This window comes from Microvirga tunisiensis (genome assembly GCF_009296175.1).
GTDB classification, from domain to species: domain Bacteria; phylum Pseudomonadota; class Alphaproteobacteria; order Rhizobiales; family Beijerinckiaceae; genus Microvirga; species Microvirga tunisiensis.
The window spans coordinates 1-15,640 of record NZ_VOSK01000032.1 but is presented as its reverse complement, the minus strand read 5'-3'; the positions used below and the strand labels follow the sequence as shown (position 1 = coordinate 15,640).

At 65.3% G+C, this 15,640-nt stretch carries 17 protein-coding genes; 15 read left to right on the top strand and 2 right to left on the bottom strand.

Annotated features, from left to right (window positions below; genetic code table 11):
- The first annotated feature begins 1 nt into the window (after position 1).
- The 11 genes from FS320_RS11370 to tolB all read left to right on the top strand — a co-directional run bounded on the left by FS320_RS11370 (position 2) and on the right by tolB (position 9,524).
- Entirely contained in the window at positions 2-823 is an 822-nt protein-coding gene (locus FS320_RS11370) for a TIGR00282 family metallophosphoesterase (protein WP_152711566.1), read from the top strand.
- A gap of 196 nt (positions 824-1,019) precedes the next feature.
- Positions 1,020-1,712, top strand: coding sequence for an exopolysaccharide biosynthesis protein (locus tag FS320_RS11365; RefSeq protein ID WP_162002969.1), 693 nt, complete (start codon positions 1,020-1,022; stop codon positions 1,710-1,712).
- 112 nt (positions 1,713-1,824) lie between these two features.
- Complete coding sequence (locus tag FS320_RS11360; RefSeq protein ID WP_152711564.1) at positions 1,825-2,571, top strand: YebC/PmpR family DNA-binding transcriptional regulator; 747 nt, start codon at positions 1,825-1,827, stop codon at positions 2,569-2,571.
- 106 nt (positions 2,572-2,677) lie between these two features.
- Positions 2,678-3,181 carry a crossover junction endodeoxyribonuclease RuvC gene (ruvC, locus tag FS320_RS11355; RefSeq protein ID WP_152711563.1) on the top strand — a complete coding sequence of 168 codons (504 nt, stop codon included), beginning with the start codon at positions 2,678-2,680 and terminating at the stop codon, positions 3,179-3,181.
- A 140-nt stretch (positions 3,182-3,321) separates the two neighbouring features.
- Positions 3,322-3,939, top strand: a complete 618-nt coding sequence (gene ruvA, locus FS320_RS11350) for a Holliday junction branch migration protein RuvA (protein ID WP_162002973.1) — start codon at positions 3,322-3,324, stop codon at positions 3,937-3,939.
- A 95-nt stretch (positions 3,940-4,034) separates the two neighbouring features.
- The gene (gene ruvB, locus FS320_RS11345) at positions 4,035-5,081 is read left to right on the top strand and encodes a Holliday junction branch migration DNA helicase RuvB (RefSeq protein ID WP_152711562.1); all 1,047 of its coding nucleotides are present in this window, start codon (positions 4,035-4,037) and stop codon (positions 5,079-5,081) included.
- The gene (gene ybgC / locus FS320_RS11340; protein WP_192926274.1) at positions 5,074-5,508 is read left to right on the top strand and encodes a tol-pal system-associated acyl-CoA thioesterase; all 435 of its coding nucleotides are present in this window, start codon (positions 5,074-5,076) and stop codon (positions 5,506-5,508) included. The genes ruvB and ybgC overlap by 8 nt, the downstream gene beginning before the upstream one ends.
- 314 nt (positions 5,509-5,822) lie before the next feature.
- Positions 5,823-6,563: a protein TolQ gene (gene tolQ, locus FS320_RS11335; protein ID WP_152711561.1), complete on the top strand. Its 741-nt coding sequence runs from the start codon at positions 5,823-5,825 to the stop codon at positions 6,561-6,563.
- 12 nt (positions 6,564-6,575) lie between these two features.
- Entirely contained in the window at positions 6,576-7,022 is a 447-nt protein-coding gene (locus FS320_RS11330; RefSeq protein WP_152711560.1) for an ExbD/TolR family protein, read from the top strand.
- A 34-nt stretch (positions 7,023-7,056) separates the two neighbouring features.
- A complete protein-coding gene (gene tolA / locus FS320_RS11325; RefSeq protein ID WP_152711597.1) occupies positions 7,057-8,172 on the top strand; it encodes a cell envelope integrity protein TolA in 1,116 nt (371 codons plus the stop codon).
- Positions 8,173-8,198: 26 nt separating this feature from the next.
- A complete protein-coding gene (tolB, locus tag FS320_RS11320) occupies positions 8,199-9,524 on the top strand; it encodes a Tol-Pal system beta propeller repeat protein TolB (protein ID WP_152711559.1) in 1,326 nt (441 codons plus the stop codon).
- Positions 9,525-9,671: 147 nt separating this feature from the next.
- Here the strand turns inward: tolB and FS320_RS11315 are convergent, their stop codons facing one another.
- Together FS320_RS11315 and FS320_RS11310 are read right to left on the bottom strand one after the other, a co-directional pair.
- Positions 9,672-10,286 (bottom strand): HdeD family acid-resistance protein, encoded by a 615-nt coding sequence (locus FS320_RS11315; RefSeq protein ID WP_152711558.1) that lies wholly within the window; start codon positions 10,284-10,286, stop codon positions 9,672-9,674.
- A gap of 87 nt (positions 10,287-10,373) precedes the next feature.
- Positions 10,374-11,885: a phospholipase D-like domain-containing protein gene (locus tag FS320_RS11310; protein ID WP_152711557.1), complete on the bottom strand. Its 1,512-nt coding sequence runs from the start codon at positions 11,883-11,885 to the stop codon at positions 10,374-10,376.
- A 248-nt stretch (positions 11,886-12,133) separates the two neighbouring features.
- Between FS320_RS11310 and pal the strand changes: the two genes are divergently transcribed.
- The 4 genes from pal to FS320_RS11290 all read left to right on the top strand — a co-directional run.
- The gene (gene pal, locus FS320_RS11305; protein WP_152711556.1) at positions 12,134-12,634 is read left to right on the top strand and encodes a peptidoglycan-associated lipoprotein Pal; all 501 of its coding nucleotides are present in this window, start codon (positions 12,134-12,136) and stop codon (positions 12,632-12,634) included.
- Between the two features lie 225 nt (positions 12,635-12,859).
- Positions 12,860-13,846, top strand: a complete 987-nt coding sequence (ybgF, locus tag FS320_RS11300; protein WP_152711555.1) for a tol-pal system protein YbgF — start codon at positions 12,860-12,862, stop codon at positions 13,844-13,846.
- Positions 13,847-13,877: 31 nt separating this feature from the next.
- The gene (gene tilS, locus FS320_RS11295) at positions 13,878-14,897 is read left to right on the top strand and encodes a tRNA lysidine(34) synthetase TilS (RefSeq protein WP_152711554.1); all 1,020 of its coding nucleotides are present in this window, start codon (positions 13,878-13,880) and stop codon (positions 14,895-14,897) included.
- 145 nt (positions 14,898-15,042) lie between these two features.
- A partial coding sequence (locus FS320_RS11290) for an ATP-dependent metallopeptidase FtsH/Yme1/Tma family protein (protein ID WP_192926273.1) occupies positions 15,043-15,640 on the top strand: 598 nt, incomplete at its 3' end.

Below are 15,640 nucleotides of genomic sequence, written 5' to 3'. Positions count from 1 at the left end.
CATGCGTCTTCTCTTTCTCGGCGACATCGTCGGGCGCCCCGGCCGTAGCGCCGTGATCGAGCGCCTGCCCGGGCTTCGCGACCGCTGGCAGCTCGACTGCGTGGTCATCAACGGCGAGAATTCCGCCGGCGGCTTCGGGATCACCGAGGCGATCTGCGACGAGATCCTCAATGCGGGCGCCGATGCCATCACGCTCGGCAATCATTCCTGGGACCAACGCGAGACCCTCGTGTTCATCGAGCGTCAGCCGCGGCTGCTTCGCCCCGTGAACTACCCGGCGGGAACGCCGGGACGCGGCGCGAACCTCATCGACACCCGGTCCGGCCACAGGGTTCTCGTCGTCAACGTCATGGGCCGCCTCTACATGGACCCGCTCGACGATCCCTTCGCGGCCGTCGACCGGGAGCTCGAAACCTGTCCCCTGGGTCAGGTCGCAGACGCGATCATCGTCGACGTCCATGCCGAGGCGACGAGCGAGAAGGAGGCCATGGGCCATCATCTCGACGGGCGCGCGAGCCTCGTCGTCGGCACCCACACCCATGTGCCCACCGCCGATCACCGGGTGCTGCCGGGCGGCACGGCCTACATGTCGGATGCGGGCATGTGCGGCGATTACGATTCCGTGCTCGGCATGCAGAAGGAGGAGTCGATCCGCCGCTTTCTTCAGAAAACCCCGGGCACCCGTTTGGAGCCGGGCCTGGGCGAAGGCACGCTCTCCGGCATTGCCGTCGAGGCCGACGACCGTACCGGGCTCGCCAAACGGGTGGCTGCCGTACGGCTCGGTCCCAATCTGGAAGAAACCTGGCCCCGTTTCTGGGATTGAGCCGCGCCCTCCGACGTCATGGCCGGGCTCGTCCCGGCCATCCCGATATGGTGAGGCGCAGCGCTTTTCGGACTGAGATCACCGGCACAAGGCCGGTGATGACGTGGGGATGGGTGGAAGGGACGCCCTTGATTGCGCACGACTCTCTTGGCGTGGAGCGTCGCCGTTCCCATCTCTCCCGTCACGGAGGAGATCGGTGGACGCCAAGACAGACACGACCGGCGCGAGGAAAAGCCCCTATCGCGAGGAGAGCGAGTTCCATCGGGCGCACCAGCACCAGAGCGCCTCCGCGGTTCTGCGCGCCGTGATCGATGAGGCCGAGGGCGAGACGATCTCCATCGGGGCGATCATCGAAGCCTTCGGCGAGCGCGCCTTCGGGTTCGTGCTGATCCTGTTCTCCCTGCCCAATTGCGTTCCGGCCCCTCCCGGCATCGCCGGCATTGTGGGGACGCCGGTCCTGATCTTCGGCATCCAGATGATGCTCGGGCATACCCGGCCCTGGCTGCCCGGCTTTATCCTGCGGCGCACGGTTTCGCTGTCGAAGTTCAAGCGCCTCATCGATATCGCGGAGCCCAAGCTCCAGAAACTCGAGAGCTACTGCAAGCCCCGTCTGCTCCAGCTCTTCGGCCCCTTCGGGGATCGTGTGGCCGGGTTCTTCGCCTTCCTGGTCGCCGTCTCTGTCCTGATTCCGTTCCCCGGCACCAACTTCCCGCCCTCCATCGCCCTGGTCATTGCCTCCATCGCCATCATGGAGGAGGACGGGTATCTCCTGATCGTCGGCTACCTCATCGGCCTGGCGGGTCTCGCCTATACGGTCACGGTGCTGGGCGCCTCCTATCACCTCATCCTGGCGGCCATTCACAACCTGCCGTCCTGGTTCGGGTTTTAAGGGCTTTGCCTGAAGCCCTTCGCCGCCTTATAAGCCTGCCATCGTCAACTTTTCCGGCCTGACGGGCGCTTGAAATGCAAGCTGCCCTCGGCCGAACTTTCCGGAGGCCCCCATGGCCGGGCATTCACAGTTCAAGAATATCATGCACCGCAAGGGCAAGGTGGACGCGGTGCGGTCCAAGGTGTTTTCCAAGCTCGCCCGAGAAATCACGGTGGCGGCCAAGATGGGCATGCCCGATCCCAACATGAACCCGCGCCTGCGTGCCGCGATCCTCGCCGCCCGCGCCGAGAACATGCCCAAGGACAACATCCAGCGCGCCATCAACAAGGCCTCCGGCGGCGACGCGGAGAACTACGACGAGATCCGCTACGAGGGTTACGGCCCCGGTGGCGCCGCCATCATCGTCGAGGCCATGACCGACAACCGCAACCGCACCGCCTCCGACATCCGCTCCTACTTCACCAAGAGCGGCGGCAACCTCGCCGAAACCGGCGCCGTCTCCTTCATGTTCGACCGGGTCGGTTATATCGAGTTCGGCCCTGAGGCGGCGGATGCCGACGCCGTGCTGGAGGCTGCCATCGATGCCGGTGCGGACGACGTGGTCTCCTCCGAGAACGGTCACGAGATCTATTGCGACCAGGGCTCCCTCAACGAGGTGACCAAGGCGCTCGAGGACAAGTTCGGCGAGCCGAAGGCCTCGAAGCTCGTCTGGAAGCCCCAGACCCCGGTCGCCGTCGACGACGAGACCGGCGAGAAGCTCATGAAGCTGATGGAGTCGCTGGAGGAGCACGACGACGTCCAGAGCGTCTACGGCAACTTCGAGCTCTCGGAGGCCCTTATGCAGAAGATGGCCGAGTAATAAACCGTTCGTCATGGCCGGACTTGATCCGGCCATCCACGCCCTTGCATGGTAAGAAGACAGGGATGCCCGGGGCAAGCCCGGGCATGACTGTGGAGAATAGTCTTTGAGCGAACGCGTCCGGATCCTCGGCCTCGACCCTGGCCTGCGCAACACGGGCTGGGGCGTCATCACCATCGAGGGGACGAAGCTCTCGTTCGTGGCTTGCGGGGTCGTGACCTCGGACGGGGACCTCGACCTGGCCTTGCGGCTCAAGCAACTCCACGATCGCATCACGGACGTGATCAGGACCTGGACGCCCGACGAAGTGTCCGTCGAGGAGACTTTCGTCAACAAGGACGCCCAGGCGACCCTGAAGCTCGGCCAAGCCCGCGCCATGTCCCTGCTGGTCCCGGCCCTCCACGGCCTGCCGGTGGCGGAATACGGCGCCAACCAGGTCAAGAAGACCGTGGTGGGCGTGGGACACGCCGACAAGGATCAGGTTCAGGCCATGGTGAAGATCCTGCTGCCCAAAGCCGACTTCAAGAAAGCCGACGCGGCCGATGCCCTCGCCATCGCCATCGCCCACGCTCATCACCGCAAGGCCCGCGCTTTGGCAGCGAGCTACTAATTTGTTACAGAAATACCTATGTCATTCCGGGGCGGCGGAGCCGAGCCCGGAGCCCATGAACATTGGCGTGGCAGAATGAAGAGCCGTCAGCGGTTATGGATCCCGCCTTCGCGGGGATGACGGTGGAGGGGGTAAGAAACGTGATCGGCAAACTCAAAGGCGTGGTGGATTCCTACGGCGAGGATTTCGTGATCCTCGACGTGCACGGGGTCGGCTATGTGGTCCATTGTTCCTCCCGCACGCTCCAGAACCTGCCGCCCACCGGCGAGGCGGCGACCCTGTCCATCGAGACCCACGTGCGCGAGGACATGATCCGCCTGTTCGGCTTCCGCTCGGATTCGGAGCGCGAGTGGTTCCGCCTGCTCCAGTCGGTGCAGGGTGTGGGCTCCAAGGTGGCGCTCGGCATCCTCTCGGTGCTCGATCCCGGCAGCCTCGCCACGGCGATTGCCACCGGCGACAAGGCTTCCGTCGCGCGGGGCCCCGGCGTCGGGCCCAAGCTCGCCCAGCGCATCGTTTCCGAACTCAAGGACAAGGCACCGGCGTTCGCGGCCGTCGATCCGGCCCTCATCCGCCTTACCGGCGCGGTGGAGGACAGGAGCGCGCCTGCGCCGGTGACGGACGCCATCTCGGCCCTGGTCAATCTTGGCTATCCCCAGGTCCAGGCCTCTGCCGCCGTGGCCGCCGCCATGAAGCAGGCCGGTGACGAGGCGGAGGCTAAGACGCTCATCCGGCTGGGCCTGCGGGAGTTGGCGCGGTAAGCGTTACGCAGCGCACACGTTCCTGTTTTGATCTTGTTAAGAATGGCGTAATAGAGCCTGATCGCTTATATGAAGCCTCTGGAAGGTAAGCCTCTTTGACCGATTCCCGCCGCCTGCTCAGCCCTGAAAAGCGCGAGGACGATGCTGATGCGTCGATCCGGCCGCTCTCGCTCGAAGATTTCACGGGTCAGAAGGCCGCGCGGGCCAATCTCCAGGTCTTCATCGATGCGGCGAAGGCGCGCGGCGACGCCTTGGATCACGTGCTCTTCGTCGGCCCTCCCGGCCTCGGCAAGACGACGCTCGCCCAGATCGTCGCGCGCGAACTCGGCGTCAATTTCCGCTCGACCTCCGGCCCTGTGATCGCGAAAGCCGGCGACCTCGCGGCCCAGCTCACCAATTTGGAAGAGCGCGACGTGCTCTTCATCGACGAGATCCACCGCCTCAACCCGGCCGTGGAGGAAATCCTCTATCCGGCCATGGAGGATTACCAGCTCGATCTGATCATTGGCGAAGGCCCGGCCGCGCGTTCGGTGAAGATCGAGTTACCGAAATTCACCCTGGTGGGCGCCACCACCCGTGCAGGCCTGCTTACGACCCCGTTGCGCGACCGCTTCGGCATTCCGATCCGCCTCGAATTCTACACCGTCGACGAGCTGGAGCTGATCGTGCGCCGCGGCGCCCGCGTGCTCGGCCTCGGCATGAGCGAGGAGGGGGCCAACGAGATCGCCCGCCGCTCCCGCGGCACACCCCGCATTGCCGGGCGTCTTCTGCGCCGGGTGCGCGATTTCGCCATCGTCGATGGCGTCCAGACGGTGTCCCGCGACCTCGCCGACCGGTCGCTTCGCCTCCTCGACGTCGACCCCATCGGCCTCGACCTCATGGATCGCAAGTACCTGACCATGATCGCCAATTCCTTCGGCGGCGGCCCTGTCGGCATCGAGACGATCGCGGCGGCGCTCTCCGAGCCGCGCGACGCCATCGAGGACATCATCGAGCCGTATCTCATCCAGAAAGGCTTCGTGCAGCGCACCCCGCGTGGGCGCATTCTCACCCCGCACGCCTTCAAGCACCTGGGCATTCCCGAGCCGACCCGCGAGACCGCGGCGCAGTTCGGGCTGTTCAACGGGGACGGGGATGAGTGAGGCCAACCTCTCTGGTTATATGAAAGACGGCGCGCATCATCTTCCCCTTCGCGTCTACTACGAGGACACGGATTTTTCGGCCCGCGTCTATCACGCGAGCTATCTCCGCTTCATGGAGCGCGGACGCACGGAACTCCTGCGGGCGGTCGAGGTGGCGCAGTCGGATCTGCATGCCGATATGAATGGGCTCGCCTTCGTGGTCCGCAAAATGAATATCGATTTCCTCGGCGGGGCCGTCATGGACGACGTGCTCACCATCGTGACACGGCCGAAAGAGATGCGCGGTGCCTCAATGACGCTCGCCCAGGAGGTCCGGCGCGGCGACGAGGTGCTGGTGACGGCCGACGCGATGGTAGCGGCCGTCCGGGGAGGGCGGGCCGTGCGGATCCCGGACGAGCTTCGGGCAGCACTGACGGTCAACCCATAAGCTTAGGCCGTGCCGTATGGGCAGGGCGCGCATGAGCCCTGCCTCAAGTGCATGCCAGCCAGAATTTCATATTAATTTCAGGGGATTCCGCCCTTCGTGGTCCTTCGGCGGTCCTCCTTAAACCAGACCTTAACCTTACTCTGTGCCTAACAGGTAACGGTCTGAGACGATCTCGCGTCTTGTTACCCTGTGCCCTTACTTTCGACAGATTCAGGGGCGAACGAGCAGTAATACAAGAACAGATTTTCCTAGACCATTCTGCGGTGGGCCTTGGACCGCTTCCCAAGGCTGCTCGAAGAGCGAGGACGAGAATTATGAACCCGGCTGATGTGGCCCAGGCCGCTCCTGTGGCCCACGACCTGTCCTTCTTTGGCCTGTTCTGGCAGGCCCATTTCATCGTCAAGCTCGTGATGCTGGGTCTGCTCGCGGCCTCCGTCTGGTGCTGGGCCATTATCATCGACAAGACCCTGCTCTACGCCCGCACCAAGCGCGCCATGGACCGCTTCGAGGACGTGTTCTGGTCTGGCCAGTCGCTCGAGGAGCTGTTCCGGTCCCTCCAGAGCCGCCCGGCCACCGGGCTCGCGGCCGTGTTCGTGGCCGCCATGCGCGAGTGGAAGCGCTCCTTCGAGGGCTCGGGCCGCTCGTTCCAGAGCCTGCCCCAGCGCATCGACAAGGTGCTCGACGTGACCATCCAGCGCGAGGTGGAGCGGCTCAATTCCCGCCTGACGGTCCTGGCCTCCATCGGCTCGGCTGGCCCCTATATCGGCCTCTTCGGCACGGTCGTGGGCATCATGAATTCGTTCACGTCCATCGCGGCCTCCAAGAACACGAGCCTTGCGGTCGTGGCGCCCGGCATCGCGGAGGCGCTGTTCGCCACCGCGATCGGCCTGTTCGCGGCGATCCCGGCGGTGCTCGCCTACAACAAGCTGCAATCGGAAGTCGGCAAGCTGCAGACGCGGCTCGAAGGCTTCGCCGACGAGTTCTCTGCCATCCTGTCGCGCCAGATCGACGAGCGCATCGGCCATGCGGGTCACCACCCCGCCAATGCGGCGTAAGGGGAGCTCGGCATGGCCATGATGGCAGGGGCAGCAGGAGGCGGGGGACGCCGCCGCAGGCGCTTCCGGACACCGGGCGCGATCAACGAGATCAACATGACGCCGTTCATCGACGTCATGCTGGTGCTGCTCATCATCTTCATGGTGGCGGCACCCATGATGACGGCCGGCGTGCCGCTCGACCTGCCGCAGACCAAGGCCGCGCCGCTGAATTCCGATGCGACGCCGGTGACGCTCTCCATCAAGGCGACGGGCCAGGTGTTCCTCGGCGAGACCGAGCTTACGGACGAGGCCATCGTCGGCAAGCTCTCGGAAGCGGCGAAATCGGGCTTCGACGAGCGCATTTTCGTGCGTGGGGACAAGAAAGTGGATTACGGCCGCGTCGCGCAGGTGATGTCGATCGTGACCACGGCGGGCTACAAGCGCGTCGCCCTCGTGACCGAGGTCGATCAGCGCTGAGTGGAATGAGGACAAGGGGCAAACAGACGTGGCGTTGAAGCTGAAATTCAACACCTCCGAGCCGGGCCTTTGGGTCTCGGGCGTCACGCATGTGTCGCTGCTGGCGGCCGCCTTGATCGGCCTGTCGGTCGGTGTCGAATTCCCCGAGGCCCAGGAAGGCATCCCGGTCGAGATCATCACCGACAACCAGCTCTCGCAGATCACCAAGGGCGAGACGAACGCCAAGTCCGTGCAGCAAAAGCCCCGCGCCGAGCGTGTCGCCGACAAGACCGAGCTGAAGGATCCGGGCGAGGACAAGCGCGATGCGCCGGCTCCTCCCAAGCGTCCGGCCGAGATGAAGGTCGCCGAAAAGGAAGAGCCGGTGGCCGCCCAGCCTCCGCCGCCCGCGCCGCCGACCCGCTCGCAGGAAGAGAAGGCTGCCGCCGAGGCCAAGGCCGAGGAAGAAAAGAAGCTGGTCGAGAAGGCTGAAGCCGAGGCCATCGAGAAGGCGAAGGCAGCCGAGCAGGCTAAGATCGAGGCCGAAGCCAAGGCGAAGGCGGAAGCGCAGGCCAAAGCCAAGGCTGAAGCCGAAGCGAAAAAGATCGCCGAGGCCAAAGCGAAGGCCGAGGCGGAAGCCAAGGCGAAAGCGGACGCCGAGAAGAAGCTTGCCGAAGCGAAGGCCAAGGAAGAAGCCGAGGCCAAGGCGCGCAAGGAAGCCCAGATCGCCAAGAAGCTCGACATGGGCGACCTGAAGCAGTTCCTCGACAGCAAGGAAAAGAACCAGTCCACTGGGGCGACCGGGGCGGAGGTCCAGAGGACTGCCGCGCTCGGCACCGCGACGGGATCGGCGGCGAAGCTCTCCCCGAGCCTGCGCGATGCGCTCATCGGTCTCTTGGTCTCGCAGATCGAGCGATGCTACAGCGCTCCGATTGCGGCTTCGGGCGGCCAAGTCACGGCTCCCATTCTCGATATCCGTCTGAACCAGGACGGGTCGCTCAGCACTGAGCCCAGGATTCTCCAATCGGGGAGCAGCTCGACCGATCGTGCGGTTGCCGATGCGGCTGTTCGAGCCATTCGCAAGTGCCGCCAGTTCGAGATCCCTGCGAAGTTCGTCCCGTATTACGCGGACTGGAAAGTATTGAACGTCCAGTTCGATCCTCCTCTCTCTTAAAGCCATCAAGCTTGAGACATCACCTCATGATCACTCGCTTCGTTTCCCGTCTTCTCGTCGCGCTGGCCGTTGTCCTGCCCATCGTGGCGCTGGCACCTGCAGCCCAGGCGCAGCTCTCGTTCCGCGTCGGACCGGGCGGACAGTTCCAACCCATGCCGATCGCTATTGCCGATTTCTCCGGCGAGGGCGATCTCGGGCAGCGCGTGTCCGGCATCATCACCAACAACCTGCAGCGCTCGGGCTATTTCGCGCCGCTCGACAAGTCGCGTTTCCCGGAGCGCCCGTCCTTCGACGCCGCGCCGCGTTTCGACGCCTGGAAGATGGCGGGCGCCCAGGCACTCGTGACGGGCCGCGTCTCGCGCGATCCGTCGGGCCGTCTTCGCGCGGAGTTCCGCCTGTGGGACATCGAGTCGGGCCAGCAGCTCACCGGCCAGCAATATGTTACCGACGCCAATTTCTGGCGCCGCGTCGGCCACATCATTTCTGACGCGGTCTACACGAAGGTGACCGGCTTCGGCGGCTTCTTCGACACGCGCATCGTGTTCGTCGATGAATCGGGACCGAAGGAGAACCGCCGCAAGAAGCTCGCGATCATGGATCAGGATGGTGCGAATGTGCGCTACCTGACGCAAGGCGACACGTCCGTCGTGACGCCGCGCTATTCGCCCGCGACGCAGGACATCACCTACTCGGCTCAGGTCGAAGGCCAGCAGCCGCGCGTCCAGGTGATCAACCTGGAGACCGGCTCGCGCCAGGTCCTCGGCAACTTCCCCGACATGGCCTCCTCGCCGCGCTTCGCGCCGGACGGGCAGCGCATCGTCCTGAGCCTGCAGCAGGGCGGCAACGCCAACATCTTCATGATGGATCTGGGCTCGCGCGCTACCACGCGCCTGACCTCGACTGCCGCCATCGACACCTCGCCGTCGTTCTCGCCGGACGGCAGCCAGATCGTGTTCGAGAGCGATCGCGGCGGCAAGCAGCAGATCTACGCCATGAACGCGGACGGCTCGAACCAGCGCCGCATCTCCTTCGGCGACGGCTCCTACTCGCAGCCGGCCTGGTCGCCGCGCGGCGACTACATCGCCTTCACGAAGCAGCGCGCGGGCGGCTTCGCCATCGGCATCATGAAGCCAGACGGGTCGGGCGAGCGCATCCTGACGGAAGGCTTTCACAACGAGAGCCCGACCTGGGCGCCCAACGGCCAATACATCCTGTTCTTCCGCGATCCGGGCGGACAGGCCGGCGGCAAGCTCTACATGGTCGACATCACCGGCCGCGTGGAACAGCCCGTGCCGACCCCGTCCTTCGCGTCCGACCCCACCTGGTCGCCGCTGTTGAGCGAGGCGCGGTAGCACGCATCGTATCCCGATCAGGATAGGCGCGCCGCTTCATTCCATCGGGATCACCGGCACAAGGCCGGTGACGACGTTGCGGGTGCAGGCACGCCAACCAAAGCCGCCCGGAATGACAAAGGGCGCTTCAGGCGCCCTTTTCTTTGATCAGGCCCTCATCGGCGCTGCGCTGCCGGTTTCGTCCTTGTGGCCCTTCAGCTTGAAGGCGAGCACCAGAAGGGAGATGCCGAAGACGAGCGCATAGGCGCCCAGCCACCACGTCAGCACCACGGCGCCGACGAGCGGGGCAAGCAGGAGCGCGACACCGAACAGCACCGAGACGATTCCGCTGAAGATCAGCCAGCCGCGGCCGTAGGTCGGATTCAGCTTGAAGGCGGCGACGATCATCAGGACCCCGGTGATCAGCGACCACACGGCCATCAGGGTGACGAAGAACAGAACCGTCAATCCCGGCATCAGGAAGGCGATGATGCCGACCAGGATGTTCAGGATGCCTTCGAGAATCAGAAGGCCCCAGCGCTGGTTGTTGGAGGCAGCCCTGATGCCTGAGACGATGCCGAACACGCCGTCGACCAGCATGTAGGCCGCAAAGACCCAGACCAGGGACAGGAGCGTGGCTCCGGGCGAGAAGAAGGCGATGAGCGCGAAGATGATCGCGAAGGCGCCGCGGAGCGCCAGGGCCCACCAGTTCTGCGCCAGAAGCTGGCTCATGGCGTGGGTGCGATCAAGGGTGTCGAAAGATCCGGTTGTGCCTGTAGCCATAGGAGCCCTCCTCGAAAAGGGACGCACTGCCTCGCTCGAGGTCAACGCCAAGCTTGACCGTTGGTTTCCTTTTATTCTTCGCGGGTCCTACTCTCCTGGCGAAGCCTCGCTCTCCTTGATCTTGGTCAGCCTGCGCCGCAGGGCAAGCTTTCGCCGTCTCAGACGCACACGCCGCTTGAGGCGGAAGGCGCGGATGAGGAGTGCGATGCCGAGCCAGGCAAGGGCGATGACGATCGGCGATACGATCAGAACCGGGAAGAACGTGATCAGCGCGGCAAGGGCCAGGACCGCGAAGCCGATAATGGCGATGCTGCTGGCCTCCGTCGCCGTCAGCGAGCGGGAGCCGACCGCCTTGCCGACCGTGCTCGACAGCGCCAGGGCGCCGGCCGCGAGCCTGCGGACGCCGCCCTTCGCGAAGCGGTGGCCGCGGCGCGAGCGCATGTTTCTGGCCTGACGGCGCCGGGATTGCCAGCCGGGAACGATCTCGGTCGCGTTGGCGAGATCCTCCAGATACATCGCCTCCATGGCCTCGGCGAAGCCCGTATCCTCGACCACCACGTCGAGCTCCCAATTGGTCGCCCAGCTCGCGATATTGAGATTGGTGGAGCCGACCCGGGCCCAGCGTCCGTCCGCCACGGCAGTCTTGGCGTGGAGCATCGAGCCGTTCCACTCATAGACCCTGATGCCGGCCTCGATCAGCGAGCGGTAGCCGGCCCGCACCACCGGCTGCAGCGCAGGCACGTCGCTCGACCCTGGAACGAGGATGCGCACGTCCACCCCGTCACGCGCCGCTTCGCCCAAGGCCTGCACATAGGAGGTGGTGGCGACGAAATAGGCGTCGGTGAGCCAGAGATTGCGCTGGGCCGTCGCGGCGATGAACTGGTCGACCCGGTAGGTGCGGAACATGCCGGGCTCGCCGCTGATGACCCGCGCCGGTACAGAGCCGGCATGTGGGATCAGGTCGGCGTTGGGCAGCTCGGATTTCGGGATCGCCTTCATGCCCGCGAGCACCCAGCTTTCCGCAAAGGTGGCATCGAGATCGGCGACGACCGGTCCTTGCAGGGACAGGCCAGTGTCCCGCCACGGCTCCGTGCCGTTCTTGCCCACCCAGCTGTCGGAGATGCAAAGTCCGGACACGAAGGCGATGCGTCCATCGACGGTGATCAGCTTGCGATGGTTGCGGCGAACCCAAAATGGATCCGTGAGCCGGGGCGGATTGAAGACCCGGGCCTCGACACCCGCCTCGCGCAGCCGCCTCCAGTAATGGGGCAGGGCGCGCATGGACGAGCCGAGCCAGTCGTAGAGCACCCGCACCCGCACACCGGCGCGCGCCCGCTCCATCAGGGCTTCCGCGAATTGGCGGCCCGTGTCGTCATCGGCAATGATGAAATTCTCGAAATGGACGACGGTTTGCGCCGACCGGATCGCCTCCAGCCAGGCCGGGTAGTTTTCCCGCGAGTCCCGCAGCAGGGCAACGGCGTTGCCGTGGCGCAGGTCGCTGTCGGCGATGCGTGCGAAACCCCTCTCCAGGCGGAGATCGTCCAGGGCTTTGCGATAGGGATGTCCGAGGCTTCCGGGCTGGGTCGTCACGATATTCATGACCTCTCAACGCTTGAAACCGACAATCGGCAGCAGCCCAGCTTCATTTGCATTCCCTTGCGGTAGGAATATACGACGCAGCACGATGCCGTTTACTGCCGGTTAACCGTAATCCCAACTTCCTCAACTTGGCCATAATTCACCTTAATCCCGCGTGTGTCCTCACGGTTGACGGAACCCTCCTTTAACCATCCTCCCGATATGAAAGACACAACGTTCGGCAAACGTATGTGTAAGGAGTACTGCCAATGATGACGCTGCGCGCCGTCAAGTTCGCCGCTGCTATTGTCCTCGCCCTCGGGGCGGCGGCGTGTTCTTCCAACAAAGATGGTATGGCCGATGGGGCCGGAGGCTTCGGAGCCGGGGGTGCAGCAACCCCGGGCAGCGCCCAGGATTTCGTCGTCAATGTGGGCGACCGTGTGTTCTTCGAAACCGATTCGACCGACCTGACCCCCACGGCCGCTGCGACCCTCGACAAGCAGGCGCAGTGGCTGCAGCGTTACCCGCAATACACCTTCATCCTCGAAGGCCATGCGGACGAGCGCGGCACCCGCGAGTACAACTACTCGCTCTCCGCCCGTCGCGCGCAGATCGTCCGAGATTACCTGATCTCCCGCGGCATCCCGGGCAACCGCTTCCGCACCGTGTCCTACGGCAAGGAACGTCCGGTTGCGGTCTGCAACGACATCTCCTGCTGGTCGCAGAACCGCCGTGCGGTCACCGTGCTCGGCGGCGGCGCCGGGGCATAAAGCCTCACCTAGCCCGTCGTGAGGAAAAGTGGATCCGGTTTTCCGCCCGAACGATGCGCCAGCCAAGAGGGAGAGCATCGGATTTGCCCCCAGAAGTGGGTCCACTTTGGGTCCGATGCTCGAGCTCAAGCCCTCGTGAAATCGCAAAGCGCCGCCACATTCTCGCCGTGGCGGCGCTTTTGTGTTATCGGCCTCCTCATTCGAGGACCTTCACGGTATCCCAGCATGTTTCGACGCCTGTTTGTCTTTTTCGCCTTTGCCCTGGCTCTGGCTGCATCTCTGGCTGCCCCTGCCGCCGCGCAGGATGCCGCCGATGCGATCGTGCGCCTGAACCGGCTCGAGAGCCAGTTTCGGCAGATCTCCGGCCAGATGGAGCAGCTTCAGTATGAGAACCGCCAGCTCAAGGAGCAGCTTCGCAAGTTCCAGGAGGACGTGGAGTTCCGCTTCCAGGAGGGCCGCGGGGGCTCCCGGCCGTCGTCGCCCACGACCACGCCCTCGCGCCCCGCGCAGCCGCCGGCCCAGTCCGCGCCGGCCCAGCCGCAGCGCCGCAGCGACCTCTTCGACCCCTCCGAAGCGCCGGATGCTCCCGGCGCTCCTCGGCCGCTCGGCACCACGGCGCCGTCGGCACCTCTGGCGGCGGACGCGAACCGTCCCATGCCGCTGCCCGGCGGGCAGCTCGCGGGGATCGGTGATCTGATCGAGCAGGATGAGCAGGACGACCTCGACGGTGCTCCGATGGATGGTGGCGGGCATGATCGCATGGCTGCTCTGCCGCAAGGCGCCATGGCCGAGCGCCCGGGCCCGAGCGTCGCGGCGACGAGCGTCGGCAATCCCCGGTCCGATTTCGACGCCGCCTATGCCTCTTTCAGCCAGAAGCAGTACGATCAGGCCGAGATGGGCTTTCGCCGCTTCCTCCAGTCCAATCCCCGCGACAAGCTGGTGCCCGAGGCGACCTTCTGGCTGGGCGAGACCTATCTCCAGCGCAGCCGCTATCGCGAGGCCGCGGAGCAGTTCCTGAACGTCTCGGCCGAGCATCCCGATACCGCCAAGGCGCCCGATGCCCTGCTGCGGCTCGGTATCTCGCTGAACGGTCTCGGCGCCAAGGATCGCGCCTGCGCGGTCCTTGCCGAACTCGACCGCAAGTATCCCCAGGCCTCGGCCCCCGTTCGCCAGGCATCCGACCGCGAGCAGAAGCGCATCAAGTGCAGCTGAGCTGCTGACGAATTTTATAAAGAGCCAAGCAATGGCCACCCCTCCGCCTCCCGACGATGTGCTCTCGGATGAAAGGCTGGGGCACCTTTTCGAAACCTTGAACCAAGCCTCGGGCATCGTCGCCGCCGTCTCGGGCGGGCCGGATTCGATGGCCCTGATGCATCTCCTCGCCCGCTGGCGCGCCGTCGGGTCGCGACCTCCCGTTCATATTGCCACCGTTGACCATGGCCTGCGGCCCGAAGCCGCCGAGGAGGCCGCCCTCGTCGCGCGGGAGGCCGCCGCTCTCGGCCTGCCGCATCGGATTCTGGCCTGGACGGGGGACAAGCCACGAACCGGCATCCAGGAGGCCGCGCGCGAGGCGCGCTACCGGCTTCTCGTCGATTATGCCGGCAACGCAGGCGCGTCGCATTTGGTCACCGCCCATACCCTCGACGATCAGGCCGAGACGGTGATGATGCGCCTTGCCCGGGGCTCGGGCCTCTCCGGGCTCGCAGGCATGCGCCGGGAGGCGGACAAGCGCGGCATCCTGCATGCGAGGCCGCTGCTCGATCGGCCGAAGTCGATTCTTCTCGATCTGTGCCAGGGTCAGGGCTGGCGCTTCGTCAGCGATCCGTCCAACAGCGACGAAGCCTATGCCCGCGTCCGCTGGCGCAAGCTCATGCCGCTCCTGGCCGCGGAAGGGCTCGATGCCGAGCGCCTGGCGCGCTTCGCCGAGCGTGCCGCCCAGGCCGACGAGGCCCTCGACCACAAGGCGCGGGAAGCGCTGGAACGTGCCGAACCCGTTCTCGAGGGCGGCAATCTCTCGTTCCAGGCCGGCATCCTTGCAAACGAGCCTTTCGAAATTGCCCTGCGGGTGCTGGAGCAGGCCGTGGCCAGGACAGGGCTCGAAAACAGCCGCCTCCGACGTCTCGAAGCCTGCACGGAGCGCCTGCGGGAGGCCGCCAGGGCAGGCGAGGCGTTACGCCTCACCATCGCCGGTGCGCTCGTCCGGCTGGAGCGCTCCGGACGAGTATCCGTTGGCCCGGAACCGCCACGCCGCCGGGGCCGTTAGCCAAATCTCTTAGCCAACGTTATTGGATCGCGCCGCATGGGCGCCGCATTCCCTTGGCAAGGCGGGACGGTGTGCCTACATTGAGTTTAACCGCACGGGGAGATCTCCTCGCGCTTCATCTCCCTTTGGGGCAGAACCTGATCCGATGAATTCAAATTTCCGCAACTTCGCCTTGTGGGTCGTCATCTTCCTCCTGGTGCTGGCGCTCGTGACCCTTTTCCAGAGCCCAGGCCAACGGGGCGGCGGCAGCGATATCGCTTACAGCCAGCTCCTCAGCGAGGCCGATGCCGGGCGCATCACCAGCGTGGTCATCTCCGGACCGGAGATCAGCGGCACCTATACGGACGGTCGCACCTTCACGACCTATTCGCCGAGCGATCCCATGCTGGTCACGAAGCTGCAGCAGAAGGGCGTGCAGATCACGGCCCGTCCGCAGTCGGATTCGACCCCCTGGTTCATCGCGGTCCTCATGAACATCCTGCCCATCGCGCTCTTCATCGGCGCCTGGGTGTTTCTGTCGCGCCAGATGCAGAGCGGCGCCGGCCGGGCCATGGGCTTTGGCAAATCCAAGGCGAAGCTGCTGACGGAGGCGCATGGCCGTGTCACCTTCGACGACGTGGCCGGCATCGACGAGGCCAAGGAAGACCTGCAGGAGGTGGTGGAGTTCCTGCGCGACCCGCAGAAGTTCCAGCGCCTGGGCGGCCGCATTCCCCGCGGCGTGCTGCTCGTCGGCCCTCCCGGCA

What these genes read in the sequence shown, in the direction of transcription:
- FS320_RS11370 (WP_152711566.1), top strand. Translation starts at nt 2, where the DNA reads ATGCGTCTTCTCTTTCTCGGCGACATCGTCGGGCGCCCCGGCCGTAGC.
- FS320_RS11360 (WP_152711564.1), top strand. Translation starts at nt 1,825, where the DNA reads ATGGCCGGGCATTCACAGTTCAAGAATATCATGCACCGCAAGGGCAAG.
- ybgC (WP_192926274.1), top strand. Translation starts at nt 5,074, where the DNA reads ATGAGTGAGGCCAACCTCTCTGGTTATATGAAAGACGGCGCGCATCAT.
- tolQ (WP_152711561.1), top strand. Translation starts at nt 5,823, where the DNA reads ATGAACCCGGCTGATGTGGCCCAGGCCGCTCCTGTGGCCCACGACCTG.
- FS320_RS11330 (WP_152711560.1), top strand. Translation starts at nt 6,576, where the DNA reads ATGGCCATGATGGCAGGGGCAGCAGGAGGCGGGGGACGCCGCCGCAGG.
- tolB (WP_152711559.1), top strand. Translation starts at nt 8,199, where the DNA reads ATGATCACTCGCTTCGTTTCCCGTCTTCTCGTCGCGCTGGCCGTTGTC.
- FS320_RS11315 (WP_152711558.1), bottom strand. Translation starts at nt 10,286, where the DNA reads ATGGCTACAGGCACAACCGGATCTTTCGACACCCTTGATCGCACCCAC.
- FS320_RS11310 (WP_152711557.1), bottom strand. Translation starts at nt 11,885, where the DNA reads ATGAATATCGTGACGACCCAGCCCGGAAGCCTCGGACATCCCTATCGC.
- pal (WP_152711556.1), top strand. Translation starts at nt 12,134, where the DNA reads ATGATGACGCTGCGCGCCGTCAAGTTCGCCGCTGCTATTGTCCTCGCC.
- ybgF (WP_152711555.1), top strand. Translation starts at nt 12,860, where the DNA reads ATGTTTCGACGCCTGTTTGTCTTTTTCGCCTTTGCCCTGGCTCTGGCT.
- tilS (WP_152711554.1), top strand. Translation starts at nt 13,878, where the DNA reads ATGGCCACCCCTCCGCCTCCCGACGATGTGCTCTCGGATGAAAGGCTG.